Origin of the sequence: Vibrio ouci, assembly GCF_004551525.1 — a bacterium.
Classification (GTDB): domain Bacteria; phylum Pseudomonadota; class Gammaproteobacteria; order Enterobacterales; family Vibrionaceae; genus Vibrio; species Vibrio ouci.
On the sequence record NZ_SATR01000031.1, the window covers coordinates 1 to 13,051 of the forward strand.

Annotated in this window: 14 protein-coding genes; 11 read left to right on the plus strand and 3 right to left on the minus strand. The window is 46.2% G+C overall.

Annotation, left to right across the window (positions count from 1 at the left end; all coding sequences use genetic code 11):
* Nucleotides 1-604 precede the first annotated feature (604 nt).
* Nucleotides 605-1,168, minus strand: coding sequence for a hypothetical protein (locus tag ELS82_RS17585; protein WP_134836638.1), 564 nt, complete (start codon nt 1,166-1,168; stop codon nt 605-607).
* A 928-nt stretch (nt 1,169-2,096) separates the two neighbouring features.
* On the opposite strand from ELS82_RS17585, the gene ELS82_RS17590 reads away from it, so the two are divergent.
* The 3 genes from ELS82_RS17590 to ELS82_RS17600 are packed head-to-tail and all read left to right on the plus strand — an operon-like array spanning nt 2,097 to nt 4,048.
* Nucleotides 2,097-2,354 carry a hypothetical protein gene (locus ELS82_RS17590; RefSeq protein ID WP_134836639.1) on the plus strand — a complete coding sequence of 86 codons (258 nt, stop codon included), beginning with the start codon at nt 2,097-2,099 and terminating at the stop codon, nt 2,352-2,354.
* Nucleotides 2,347-3,462: a radical SAM/SPASM domain-containing protein gene (locus ELS82_RS17595; protein ID WP_134836640.1), complete on the plus strand. Its 1,116-nt coding sequence runs from the start codon at nt 2,347-2,349 to the stop codon at nt 3,460-3,462. The genes ELS82_RS17590 and ELS82_RS17595 overlap by 8 nt, the downstream gene beginning before the upstream one ends.
* Nucleotides 3,404-4,048 (plus strand): hypothetical protein, encoded by a 645-nt coding sequence (locus ELS82_RS17600; RefSeq protein ID WP_134836641.1) that lies wholly within the window; start codon nt 3,404-3,406, stop codon nt 4,046-4,048. Before ELS82_RS17595 ends, ELS82_RS17600 begins: the two co-directional genes overlap by 59 nt.
* A 12-nt stretch (nt 4,049-4,060) precedes the next feature.
* Here the strand turns inward: ELS82_RS17600 and ELS82_RS17605 are convergent, their stop codons facing one another.
* Nucleotides 4,061-4,708 carry a GIN domain-containing protein gene (locus ELS82_RS17605; protein ID WP_134836642.1) on the minus strand — a complete coding sequence of 216 codons (648 nt, stop codon included), beginning with the start codon at nt 4,706-4,708 and terminating at the stop codon, nt 4,061-4,063.
* 383 nt (nt 4,709-5,091) lie between these two features.
* Here ELS82_RS17605 and ELS82_RS17610 point away from each other — a divergent pair, with 383 nt between their 5' ends.
* Nucleotides 5,092-6,603 carry a S1 family peptidase gene (locus tag ELS82_RS17610; RefSeq protein ID WP_134836643.1) on the plus strand — a complete coding sequence of 504 codons (1,512 nt, stop codon included), beginning with the start codon at nt 5,092-5,094 and terminating at the stop codon, nt 6,601-6,603.
* Nucleotides 6,604-6,674: 71 nt separating this feature from the next.
* Here ELS82_RS17610 and ELS82_RS17615 read toward each other — a convergent pair whose 3' ends face one another.
* Entirely contained in the window at nt 6,675-7,775 is a 1,101-nt protein-coding gene (locus ELS82_RS17615; RefSeq protein ID WP_134836644.1) for a tyrosine-type recombinase/integrase, read from the minus strand.
* Nucleotides 7,776-8,653: 878 nt separating this feature from the next.
* Between ELS82_RS17615 and ELS82_RS17620 the strand changes: the two genes are divergently transcribed.
* From ELS82_RS17620 to ELS82_RS17645, 7 genes are read left to right on the plus strand one after another with little or no spacing between them, the layout of a single operon-like run.
* Nucleotides 8,654-9,517, plus strand: coding sequence for an AvrD family protein (locus ELS82_RS17620; RefSeq protein WP_134836645.1), 864 nt, complete (start codon nt 8,654-8,656; stop codon nt 9,515-9,517).
* Complete coding sequence (locus tag ELS82_RS17625) at nt 9,507-10,502, plus strand: beta-ketoacyl-ACP synthase III (RefSeq protein ID WP_134836646.1); 996 nt, start codon at nt 9,507-9,509, stop codon at nt 10,500-10,502. Before ELS82_RS17620 ends, ELS82_RS17625 begins: the two co-directional genes overlap by 11 nt.
* A gap of 24 nt (nt 10,503-10,526) precedes the next feature.
* Nucleotides 10,527-10,772 carry a phosphopantetheine-binding protein gene (locus ELS82_RS17630; protein ID WP_134836647.1) on the plus strand — a complete coding sequence of 82 codons (246 nt, stop codon included), beginning with the start codon at nt 10,527-10,529 and terminating at the stop codon, nt 10,770-10,772.
* Between the two features lie 8 nt (nt 10,773-10,780).
* Nucleotides 10,781-11,308 (plus strand): histidine phosphatase family protein, encoded by a 528-nt coding sequence (locus ELS82_RS17635; protein WP_167489367.1) that lies wholly within the window; start codon nt 10,781-10,783, stop codon nt 11,306-11,308.
* Nucleotides 11,309-11,335: 27 nt separating this feature from the next.
* Nucleotides 11,336-11,638: a putative quinol monooxygenase gene (locus tag ELS82_RS17640; RefSeq protein WP_134836649.1), complete on the plus strand. Its 303-nt coding sequence runs from the start codon at nt 11,336-11,338 to the stop codon at nt 11,636-11,638.
* Between the two features lie 16 nt (nt 11,639-11,654).
* Nucleotides 11,655-11,786 (plus strand): hypothetical protein, encoded by a 132-nt coding sequence (locus ELS82_RS27355; protein WP_279630709.1) that lies wholly within the window; start codon nt 11,655-11,657, stop codon nt 11,784-11,786.
* A complete protein-coding gene (locus tag ELS82_RS17645) occupies nt 11,728-13,050 on the plus strand; it encodes an MFS transporter (RefSeq protein ID WP_244230809.1) in 1,323 nt (440 codons plus the stop codon). The genes ELS82_RS27355 and ELS82_RS17645 overlap by 59 nt, the downstream gene beginning before the upstream one ends.
* Nucleotide 13,051: the final 1 nt, after the last annotated feature.

Genomic DNA, 13,051 nt, shown 5'->3' on the forward strand with positions numbered 1-13,051 from the left:
TTCAGATTCTCCACTAAAATTTCGGCAAAATGTTAATACATTCTTAATACGATTGTATTAAGAATGTATTAACCCCTTTACTGGCAAGGGCTAGAGAGGCGTTTTGTGCATTTTTGGCAGATTGTTAATACGATTGTATTAACAATCTTTTGAGCCCTTATACAGCAAGCCTTCCGGGCGAGTTGAGATTTGAAGTGTATTAACATCTTAATACGATCGTATTGCGATGTTAATACACGCTACTCAAGGGATTGGCGGTTGGGAGTGATTAATGATGGCAAGAGATCGCGTGAGATAAGGATAATTAATAGGGTCGTTGTCGAGAGAGCGTTCTCCTTACCAGTGGAGGGGCATGAGGCTCACGCCAGTAAACGTGATTTGATTGCAGAATACATGCGCATGGGGTTACATCGGAGCAGTTCCTGATCTCATTCATTTTATCGCGGACATCCATCATTTCCTGAACGCTGGAGTGGCGCTACCCTGTAACCTGATGCCACCGGACTTCCACACCCAGAAGGGCAGTTGATCATGCGTGTCTGCCGAGTTCCGTATTGGTATGAAAGTCCATAAATCGCCTTACGGCCTGCCATAAGCGTGTGAGTTAAGGTGTGCCGACATTCGTTACCACATAAGGTCTAAAGGGTTCGACCAGTGTTTGGATGTCGAGTACCTTAGATAAATCTGGGTAATGCGTCGCAAAGTAACTCTTTGATAGATTTAGAAATTCATCAAACAACTCATTAGTGATGGTGTTGATGGGGTTGCCATCGTGCCTGTCTTCGAACTGCTTGAGGAGTTCTACGGTCAGTTCGCCTTTCAAAAACAATGTGAAGAAAACCACTTGTTTGGCAACAAACGCCTCGCGATAGTCGGGATCATCTGGGAAAAATCCCTGCTCGATGATCTTTGTCGCGTTTGCATTGAGGTAGTTATACCAGTCGGTCAGTCTTGCCCTGAGGGCTTCCTCCGTGGTGAGTTCACCGATGGCTCGAATGATGAATTGTTGACCGCGCGAGTAGCCCATTAAGTCGTAGGCTTCATGCCAGTTCGCTTGAACGACCTCGGCGCGCTGTTCTTGTCGGACTTCCTCGGCATACACGGATGACAAAGAAAAAGGGACGGTGGCCAGGAGCAGACTGAGGGGGATCACATGGTGTGTCTTCATAACTATAACCTTACTAAAGTTGTGGTTAATGAGTGATTATTGTTATGCAACCATGAGCGTAATGAAAGATAAAAATAGAGAAATCAGTGCTAAGTACCATCTGGTATTGCGGGGTTAATGAGAAGGTAGTATTTCCTGCCTCAGTCCTTGGTCGTATCAAGGTGTGGAGGCCAGCCTGTCAGTACCTTGGCAACGTCTCGCTAAACCGCCCATTTCTCTGCGGAGAGAACTGCAAGATTTGAATACTGGACTTGACAAGGTTTAGTCACGGTTAAGATTAGAAACATCAGTAGCTTAAAAAAGTTATCCACAAATGTTGTGGAAAAATTAACCGGTTACTGCCACGTGTTTTCGAGATGATTTGTGCGCCTGCGTAAGCCTGACGTGATCCGCCCTATCGGGTGAGGACGGGGACCTTACAACGAAGACATCGCCGCCCCCAATGTCCATTCCCGGCCCCCCCCGCAAACAGTACCGCGTCCGTTGCGTTGAGCGACGCTTGTTACATCAACACGATGGCCGTTCCGGCGACCATGCCATTTAATAGTGTGGTACTGCTGAGAGAAGGGGAGTGAACAGGCATAGCATCGCGGTCATGAAACGGTGCTTAAAGGTGGTCATGGCGACTCTCCTGTGCGTTAAATGGCACATAAGCTGTCCCGCCAACGGTTTTTTCTATTGAGTTAAGGGATAACCCATACCCGCTCTACGTAGTCGTTCGGAGATCATCAAGGTTTGTTATTGATTTGTGTTAATTGCTCACGCTTAACCGTCATTTCTGCCTAATGTCGGACCAAGACGGAAAGTAAACAATAAATAACAATTAATAAATAACGAATCGCCAGGATCTGTCCTATTCCTATGTGAAATCGACGCTGGTGTTGTCAATCGGCGCGTCACGTCTGTCAGCCCGAAAAAGGACAGTTACATGGTCAATGACACCGTAGGTGAAAGGATTCAGCTGATCAGTTTTTTGCTCTCGTCCGAGGAGCATCGTGCTCAGTTTCTCATCGATCCCGAGTTGTATACGCGTAACCAAGGTTGTCATCTGGATGCGTACATGTTGGATTCTTTGACCGAAGCGCTGCGCACGCTTGAAGAGAGCTATGCCCGTGTTGGAGCGGCTAATCCCTACCTGAACGCCAAGGCGACCAACGCCGGTGCACACAAAGCTGGTAATGACTGAATCGTTACACGCACGTCACACGGCGTTTCAAACCTGGCCCATCACATTTAATGCCTTGGTGGTGGAATACACCAACCGGTGCAATGCTCGCTGTAGCATGTGTTATCAATATGCCAGCCCGAAAGGGTCGGAGGTCTCGGGGCGTCGTACTTTGCGCCTTGGTGCGATCAAAAAAGTGATTGAAGGGGCATCAGAACTCGCACCTTTAACCAAACACTTCCTGCTGACCGGCGGCGAGCCCTTGCTGTCGCTGAGCAGATGCGTTGCGCTGTTTGAACACGCTCGCCATCACGGCTATCCGACCATCTCGGTGACGACCAATGGCTTTTGGGGGCGGGATGAAGAGCAGGCGTACACCACGGTAAGAGCCATGCGTCAGGCAGGGCTGACCCATTTGGACCTCAGTTGGGACATTTGGCATCTTGACTACATATCGCCCGTGGCGATCGATAATGTGATTGCCGCTTGTCACCGTGAAGGGATCGCCATCACGCTGCGGGTGCTCACCACCCAACGTCATCGCATTCAAGAGGCCTTAGGCTTATTGCGTTATCGGTCATTGACCAGTGTGGATCAAATTAAATCCGGGCCAGTGGCGAAGATGGGAAGAGCCACTAAATTGCTGCCGAACCGCGACTTTTTCTCGGAGCAAAGCGCCGGGGACACCTGCCACGCCCGGCTTCAACTGACCGTCAATCCGAAAGGCAATGTGTCGCCTTGCTATTGCGGCAGCGATCAGACGCAGGGGCTGTCGTTCGGCAATATCTATCAGGATGCGATCGTCGATATCTACCGACGCATGAACGACAGTCGTCTGCTGCGGACTCTGGTGTTTTACGGTGCCGGAGCATTGGTGCCGCTGTTGCGCGAAGCGGACATTGCTTTGGGCCGCGAGGATGACAATATCTGCAAACTGTGCTGGCGGGTGTTTTCCGATCCTCATCGCTCAAGCGCGCTTGAGCACAATTTTGCCCGACGCCGCTCTGACGACGTAAAACATCTGCTGTCGGCCCTGGGTATTCAAACCATTCCCATACAGGAGGTCAAGAATGAGACTGTTCCCATCCATTTTCGTGCGCATGACAACCGAACAGTGGTCCGCCGATAAGCAGCACGCCTTATCTCTGTTCTTTCGGGTTTACAGCGGGCAGTATGATAGGGTGAGTGGCATTGAAGAGGGACGAGATCTCCATCTTAACTACCAAAAACGCGTGTGTTTTGACCTCTGCCACTTTGACCTCACCGCGTTCCCCACATTATTAACGCTTTGGCGTGAATTAATCTCGCTGGGGTATCGCATTGAGTTGATTTCCAGCCTCGACAATTTAACGATACTGATTGAGGCGGGCGAGCCAGAATGGCCCATTCATGATATTCAAATCGTCATCTGTGACCACACCACCTTTTCACTTTCTCACCTCGATCAGGTGATTCTGACTCTGCAAACGCGAGGTGTAGATGTTACCCTGGTGGGCGATCTGGCCCGGTTTCAAAGTGAGGGGATCACCGCACTCGACAGCATCAACCGGAGCCACTTAACCCTGGTACGCACACCGAGTCCGCCAGGCGATGACGTGGTGTGTATCGAGGGAGAGGGGGAGTTTTCCTCTCCTTTGCCCGTAGTTAAAGGTGATCGGATGGCGGGCAGTGTGACGGAGTACACCGATATCATGCAACGTTGCGTCAAGAGCTGAGTCGCGATGGACTCAACGACAATCCGAACGTGCGACAGTACTGGCAAACATGTCCTCTTCCCCAATCTCGAGCGACGTAGAGCTATCAATCGATAGGTGGGCGCCTGCCGTCAGCGTACCACTCACCGTGCGGACGTCACATAACGACGCCACGGAGCCCATACGGAGACGTACTTGGGCGACGTTGACTGAGAATGGGGTCCACATTTGGTTGAAGTTGGCGCCCTGAGACAGGTTTAAACGCAGCAGGTCTGTACGGCCTTCCACGTTGATGCCTGCCCCCTTACTGGCTGTGATCTGAAACGCTTCCGGGTTAACGGCGCACGATGAGACGTTAATCTGCGTGCCCATCTTTCCTCTGATGGCAGACAGTGGGGTATTGGTGAAAAGCTTGATGTTCAACGTGCTCCTTGAGCGCGGGTTGTTTAACACCAGTGCACCGTCCTGATTGTTCACGTTGAGTTGTTCGATGCCCTTTCGCGAGCCCATCACCACTAAGTGAGGATCTGCTGCGCAGCCAATCGTCAGTTCAATATCCTGTCTGGCGGTGACCGAGGTGAAGACGTCTAGAGGAAGGCGCTGTTCGGCGGCCTGGGATGAGGATGTAAACGCGGCGGCCAATGCCAGCAGACCCATCAGGGCTGATAGGTATTTTATCATGTGGTGTCCTTTGTTAGCGCGTGTAAAGTGCGCGCTTATTCCGCTGATATAAAAGCGGTCACATTGAACTGAGTAGCGGCACCGACGAAGGGCAGATACTAAGTAGGGAACAAGGGCGTGTAAATGCAGGTTAAGGATTAATAATAATTGTTAATCCTCTGATGATGAATAAACTTGGCGCACTATAACTAAATGATACGTGCCATAACATAATATCGAATCCGTCGAACCGACCACATCACTACCAAACCCAACATCAATCCTTGCAGCCAATAACCGAAACGTCACCTCCTGCCGGTTAATTAATGACAATCAATAATTGGCATTAAACGCCCGCAGGCCACACCCTTACCTCTCCATTCCAAACCGAAGAAAGAGGCATTATGCAACCGATTACAAAATTGCTGATAACATTAAGTTGTCTGGTCTTCGGCACCAGTTTTATAGCGTCATCGTTCGCCAACGCAAGCGATGATCCGCCGGTGTCGGGGAAAATTGTCGGCGGACAGCCGGCTGAGAAAGGTCAGTGGCCGTTTATGGCCAAGTTATCTCCTTTGGTGTTAGGTCAGGGATGCGGGGCGGCGTTGATCCATCCTCGTTATGCCGTCACGGCAAGCCACTGCGTGGGAAACATAAGCCCACAGGGCCTCAAGGTGGCGATCGGCGCGTACAATTTGAATGACAATGATGGCGAACGTATTCCTGTGAAAAACATTTTCCTCGCACCGCCTCCGTCCGATTATGCCCTGCTGGAACTGACGACACCTTCGACGCAACCAAGTTTGCCGCTGGCCAGTCCTGACACCTACGCCTCTTTGCAACCGGGAGAAATGTTGATCACCATGGGCTGGGGGCACTTACAGGAGGGGAGTGGATTGGATCCGATCCTTCGTTATGTGGGTGTGCCTTTTGTCGACTTGCCAACGTGTCGGGCATTGGGTTATCCCTATGACCAGATTGGCCACGACGAAATTTGTGCGGGTTATAAGGAAGGAGGAAAGGACTCGTGTCAAGGTGACAGCGGTGGTCCTTTGATTGTTGAGCGCGACGGTCAGTACCAGCACCTGGGCATCGTCAGTTCGGGCGAAGGCTGTGCACGCCCCAATGCCTATGGAGTCTACGCCAGCACCCCGCATGTGTACGACTGGCTTCAGAGTCAGACACACAACATTGAGTTCACCCAGCGCGAGTTTCTCGGCATCCAGCCCCAAGGCACTTATCGCCATACATTCGTCTTCCGAAATCACCGCGACGAAGCGGTATACTTCGATGAGCCCTCGGTCTCTGACAATATCCGACTGGTCGACAATCGTTGTCAAACAGGCTTAGAGCCTCAGGCGACGTGTCAGATAGTCGTCGATGTGAACCAGAACGAGGCGCAACCGATGAACACTGGCGAGCTAACCGTGGCAGTCAAGGAGCATGACCTGATCCTCTCCTCTAAGGTAGTGAGCTTGTCCCTCCCTGCCGCTCCTCAGTATCGTTCGACGTTGGATATAGCAAAACAGGAGGGGACCATATACGCGAACGGCCCAGCATGGCAGCGCGATTTTCAGCATGCCCGAGACAACAGTTCCTTAAGAGCGCCCGAGCTCAATCCTGCAGAAACCGCGTCGATTGTGATAGATGATCTGCCGCCGGGCGAGTTAACATATTGGGCTAAATTTGCCGACGAGATGGCCAGTGAGCAACTCCACGTATATGTCAATGGTTACCCAGTTCGGAAGCGACATGAATTCAGCGATCCCGCTTTTTCTCCGTATCGCCACGTGTTAACACAGCCTTCCAACACGATCGAGTTCCGATTAACGCCTCGCTGTGACTGTGAAGGGCTCACTGGAGATCGGATTTGGCTCGATGCCATCTCCGTGACGCCTTTTGAGGAGGTTCTGTAGGGGGTAGGGCGCCAAAACTCGCCGTAAACAGAGGGCGGTCTGATGCACAGCTTATGTATGCGTTAAAGCAGTTATGACGGGCGTTTAGCCCGTCTTCTCTGCGCCATCGCAGACTCCGAAGCCAACACGCCACCGCCGTAGCGAAGCACCATTCGCTCAGAGCTCCAACCGCCGGCTTGTTGAACCTGGAGGGAAGAAAATCCTTCCGACAGCAAGTCCTGCGTTGCCCCAACACGGGCACTGTGACCCGTAAAATGACGATCGGCATCCAGCCCGACAGCCGCACTGGCCTTGACACACACCCGGCCGATCAGCTTGGCCGACACCGGATCCATCGCGGCCGTCTGGCGCGATTGTCCCTTCATCTGCTTGCTCGATAACTTGGTGCGCTGGATCAGGTACGCGTCCGGCGCGTCACTGATCTCCGGGTGGGCCAGATAACGTTCCATCACATCCATGGTCGTGCCTGACAGAAAACTGTATCGGACGTCACCGCTCTTGTCGGTCTTAGTCACATACACCTTGACCAATCCGGTTCCGTCCCGTTGCCACTCAATATCCGCCACCCGTAAGGTTTCCACGTTACTTTTTCGCAGCAGGGTTTCGTACAGCACACTGACGATAAGCAGATCGCGCAGTTCAGTGAGCGACGCCGTCGGCGCCCCCCAGATGTTCGTCAAACGATCAAGGTGTGTTTCCCGAAAGGCGATCGCCTGCCTGATCACTTCGCGCTGACGCACTTTGCGATGGTGGATTTGTTGCAGCTGCGCTTTGACGTAATCGTTCTGACAGGGATCGGGACAGCCGGATATTCTATGTGTCTTAGAGATGGCCCACACCTGAACTTTCAAAGTGTTACGGTGTAACCGGGATTGCTCGGCGATCAGGTACTGTTCGACCGTCTGCGCCGATGCGGGCAGGGCACAACGCTCATGATCACAACACCAGGCAACAAAGGTCGCCCAGGCACTGCGTAATCGCACCAACGTGGCCGGTTGCAACCGCTCAGCGCGCTGAAAAAACTCCTGTTGATAGTGGGCGATCGCCGCTTCCACCAACGGATGCCCTTCCAATACCTCGCCAGCGCGCTGCGCCGACGCCAATCCTTGCGCAAATTCATGCGGTAATAGGCGATCAAACGGCTGTTGACCCAATATCGACAATGTACTCAAACGATCCTTTCCCACTAATGATGATCATACGTCCTAGAATGGCAGTTCTAGGACGTATAGTATCATAAGAACCTGTATGTATACAGTTCATTGCTGTACGTTAACCAGATCACGTCCCAATAACCATCAATACGTAGTCTGGTTAAATAAACAGATATGAGCTCAACCTTTATATTTCATGGGACCAATTAAGGTCATAGAAATATTCAATAATTACAAAACATTCACTGTTCAATATCAAATGTATGAGCACTGAAGAATAAGGGCAAGGTGGCCCTACCAACGTACGTACTAATAACAAAGACAGAAAATAGAATGAAGTCAGCTTCGACATCAAAGATTCTAAGCCTAGTACACATTGTCTAACCAATCATACCCAATTAATAATATTTAATGAGACAGCATTTGCTGATTGTTACTATCAGAAATGTATACTGTTCACATAGAGAAAGCAGTGCTATTTATATGAATAATATGGGAAAGGTTAATAAAACGTACCTTGAGTACCTATCAAAATACGCTCGCGATTCTGGTCCTTTTGTGACCTCATGGCGGTTGTTTCCGATGCGGAGAGTGAGATTGAGTTAACCGACGATCTGGCCAATAAGTATTAATTCCCCTTGTGAAAGATCCCCCTGCCACTAGGTGAATAACAAAGACGTGAATACGTAAATACGTAAATACGTAAATACGTAAATACGTAAATACGTAAATACGTAAATACGTAAACGTAGATTGCTCTATATATTCAATATCCAGAGGATTAGGTATACGTAAAGACATGTACTCACTGCTTTTAATGGCGACCACTTATCTTAAGAAAACTCTATCAATGTATATCGTGTGATTGGCTACTATTGTTTAATAAGGAAATAAGAATGAAAACAATTGAAAGTGTAGAGATGTATTTAGGGGATCCAGACCGTCGATTCTTTGGCTCTGGATACAAAAAAGTGAGTTATGAAACGATTAAAGAAGACGTGACTGTTCGTAAGTACAGCGGAATATTTAATATCCTCTACCAGGAGGATTGGTCTTTGAAGAAGAATAAACTCCCCCCTCACTTAAGTAGTATTGATACGCTAATTCTTGCTTCTCGTGCATGCGAATCGATGATGTCTTCGTCAGGGAAGACTGGTTACCAAATTTCATCTTTGATCGTAAGGGCATCAACGTCGCCTCTCGAATGTCTCAGTTCTGTTTCGGTTTCATTTCAAAACCAAGAGGAATTGATAAAGACAATAAAAATTGATGGTGTTGTAGGCAATATGAAAGTTCTAGCTACATACAAAAAGAATAATGCAAAGGAAGACAGATTCGCCTTCGTCGATGATTGGTTCAAAAATAGCACCCAAAAAATAGCCAATATAACCATTGCTGATCAAGACGATAGTTTATCTAATTTACAGAAAACTACGCATGGGGAAACTAATTCCGAACTGGATTATATCGATGTATTTGTCAGTGGCCTACAAGTAGGACAAATAATGCTCTATGAGTTGGACGGAATAAAGCGCGAAGAATCCAATAACTTGTGGATGCGTAGTTTTAAATTTGAAGAGAGAGAGCAGTATGGTGATGAAGGCGTGCTTTCGGTCAAGTTGGAAAATATAACCCTCACACTGGTTGATGGATACCAATGGCGAAGTGCCGATATAGTGGCTAACGTTTCGAATATTTCTCTTCGTTGTTCTGTTACACATAAGCTAGCCGTAAAGCCGGAGATGAAACATGCCAGTTAAGATTGTTGGTTTAGGAGCATCGATACCTTATAAAAAAGTATCTAACGAAGATATATCAAAAGAACTGGACACAACAGATAGCTGGATAACAACTCGTACTGGAATTAAAACAAGGTACCATTCTGGGCCAGATGAATATACCAGCCAGCTAGCATATAACGCAGGGTTAGCGGCAATCAACAGTATGTCAGCGCGTTACGATATTGATACGCTAATCCTGGCGACAACGACACCAGACCGAAAATGTCCAGCAACAGCCCCAAAAGTCGCTTCAATGTTGGGCTTAAAAGGAATCACCGCATTTGATATGAATGCGGTATGTACAGGGTTCGTATATGCACTAGAAATGGCAGAATCTTTCATTAGATCCGGAAAGTCGGAACGAGTATTGGTGATCGGTGCCGATGTGTATTCAACCTTATTAGATAAAGAAGATCGTGCGACTTTTCCACTTTTTGGTGATGGGGCAGGTGCAATGATCATCGAAAATGGCGATGAAGAAAACATTCTCTCTTCTTATACCGGCAGTGATGGAAGGTATGAACAATTAATCACTGTAGAAGGGGGAGGAAGCGAAAGTGCGTTGAGAGAAAAAGAGAGCAAGAACGCATTCTTTACGATGCAAGGTAAAGACGTATTTCTAAAAGCTATTTCTCATATGAAAAACGCCGTAATCAAGGCTTCTGATCTAGCAAATCTACCTGTGACCGATTTGGATTTCATCGTACCTCACCAAGCAAATAAAAGGATCATAGACACGTTGAGCAGTCTATTTGACCTGAGAGAGGAACAAGCCCTTACCAGTTTAGAAGAGTTTGGCAACACATCCTCCGCTTCGATACCAATTACATTAACTAAGCATGTGTTAGAGGGCACTATTAAGCCAGGAAACAAAGTCGCGATTACTGCTTTTGGCGGGGGGATCACTTGGGGAGCCGCTATTTTAAAATGGCCTGAGATAAACATAGAACCAGAATTTATTTAACTAGATAAACAAAGGAAAAATAACATGAAAAAAGATATTTATAAACGAATCGCTGATTTATTAGAAAACAGTTACCACATCGTGGATTCAGATATATCTGAGTCTGCCGTATACGATGACCTAGAGTTAGATTCATTGGTTTTACTTGAGCTATCCGTGATACTTAATAAAGAGTTTCAACTACGTATCCAACACGGTCAATTAGAGCCTTCAATGACTATTGGTGAATCTATTGATGTGATGTTACAGCATAAATCTGACTCTGTATGATTTATCTAATGAGGCATGGTCGAACCTCGTACAATATCGAAGGTCGATTTTTGGGCCAGACAAACATACCTTTATGTAAGCAAGGCATTAAAGAAATTGAAAAGATAGCTAGCGAGTTTCCACCATTGTTTTTTAAAAAAATTTACAGCTCTGAATATATTAGGGCTGTAGAAACTGCGGAGATAATCGCTTCAAATAGCCAATTGGAAGTGATTAAAAGTCGAAGATTAATTGAAAGAAACTTGGGAATTTTGGATGGCAAGAAAAACAAGAACCCTGAAATTATTAAAAATTTATCCGACTTTAACTTTATTCCTTTAGGTGGTGAAAGTGTGCGGTCTTGCATTACTCGTTTTTCAGATGAAATTAATAATATAGCGACTAATAGTGAAGGCAATGTTCTCGTCGTTTCCCACGGCGGGATTATAAACCTTTACATGAAGTATATTATTAATTCAAAAAGTGGTAGGAACTTTTTAGATAATGGGGCCTTCCATGTGATTGAAAGTGTCGGTGGTTCCATTAGGTTGAGATAAACTAACAAAACTATTAGGTAGATTTTTATGTCTAAAAATATCGTTGTATTCATTAAAGTTAATCAGGAAAATTTCAAAGAATTTGGTTCACTATTATCGAAACTAAGGGAGATGACGTTAGCTGAGGAAGGGTGTGAAAGATTCGATACATATATTGTTGGAGATGAGTATGTGCTTATCGAACGATGGGAAAGCCAAGAAAGTATTGATCTCCATATGGAATTCAACTACACCGTTGATTTCATTAATAATACAGAAATCATGATTAAAGAGACAAGAGTCTTCCGCCTTGAAGATATTGAAAATGTCGAGGCATTACCATCAATATGACCTTTACAAGAAAAGAATGGCACATCCTATCAACGGTTTGCCTGTCGATGTTTCTGATACCCATGAATATAACATCATCCTCAGTGATCATGTTATCTCTCATGAAAGAGTATCGTCTAACGTATCAGGAATCACAGTGGTTTATTAACGTATTTATGGTCCTCTACGCATCGTTTCTTCCTATCACTGGCCGATTGTCAGATTTGTTCGGAAGAAAGCGAACATTCTTCATAGGATTATGTTTATTTTTTATGGGGTTCGTCCTGGGTACCTTAATAGAAAGTTATCAAAACATTGTAATATCAAGAGGATTATGCGGCATAGGTGCTGCAGCTGTTACTACTTCTGCCACATCATTACTTTCGACGAATATAGCTGAAAAAAATCGGAAATTTTCCTTTTCGATTTTTGGTACATTTCTTGGCGTGAGTATGATTGTTGGTCCATTTTTGTCATCCTTATTAAATGACTATTCTAATGGCTGGATTATTTACTCGACAATTAACCTGGTCATTTTGATTCCGTTGCTTATTTCATCTCTATTTATTTTGGAACGTTCGAAAAGAGAAAGTCGAGCATTTGATTTTTGTGGCAGCGTCTTGCTGACAGTAGTCATATTTTCGCTTGTTTCGGTAGCATCATTCTTCCCGGTATGGGGCTGGGATATAAAAACAAAATCTATATGTCTATTACTCTCTGCTTGCTTACCGCTATTGTTTTTTGCAGAGCGTAAGGCAGTTAACCCTATTGTAGATCTTAAGCTGTTGTCAAACAAAGAGTTCTCAAGCATGAGCATTATCTCTTTGTTGTTGGGTGGCGGATACATTAGTTTGATGATGTATATCCCTTATATTCTGAATAAGGTGACTTCCTTAAGCGCTGCTCAAGTGGGTACCGTTGTGATGATGTCAACCTTACCATCACTCATGTTCCCCCCATTGATATCGAAGTTCAGGGCTCAGGTGAATGATAACGTTCTCGTTGCTGTCACCTTAATGTGTCTTGTTATTTCACCATTATATTTGCTCGCAGTGATTTCAGATGCTTCATTTGTTCAGCTCTGTTTTGCGATGTTTTTTTTAGGATGCTCTTTTGGGGTGTCGTTGTCCTATTTAGATGGTATTGCAGTTAGTTCAGTAGAGCTTGAGAAGTCAGGTTTGGCTGCAGGCACATTCAACACATTTAGGATTGGAGGTGAATCTATATTTATACCTCTTGTTTCTAGTTTTACGGCGGTATTTATAAGTAAAAATGTTGGAATAGACATATTTTATAACGAACGGTCTGAAGAGTTTTTATCTGATAAGTTACAGGTGCTCTCTTCTTTTTCTTTGATACTGGTTATAACTTCACTCATTTGCTTTATTTCATCGATACCAATTATGAATCGATATAGGAAATTAAAATCATAGG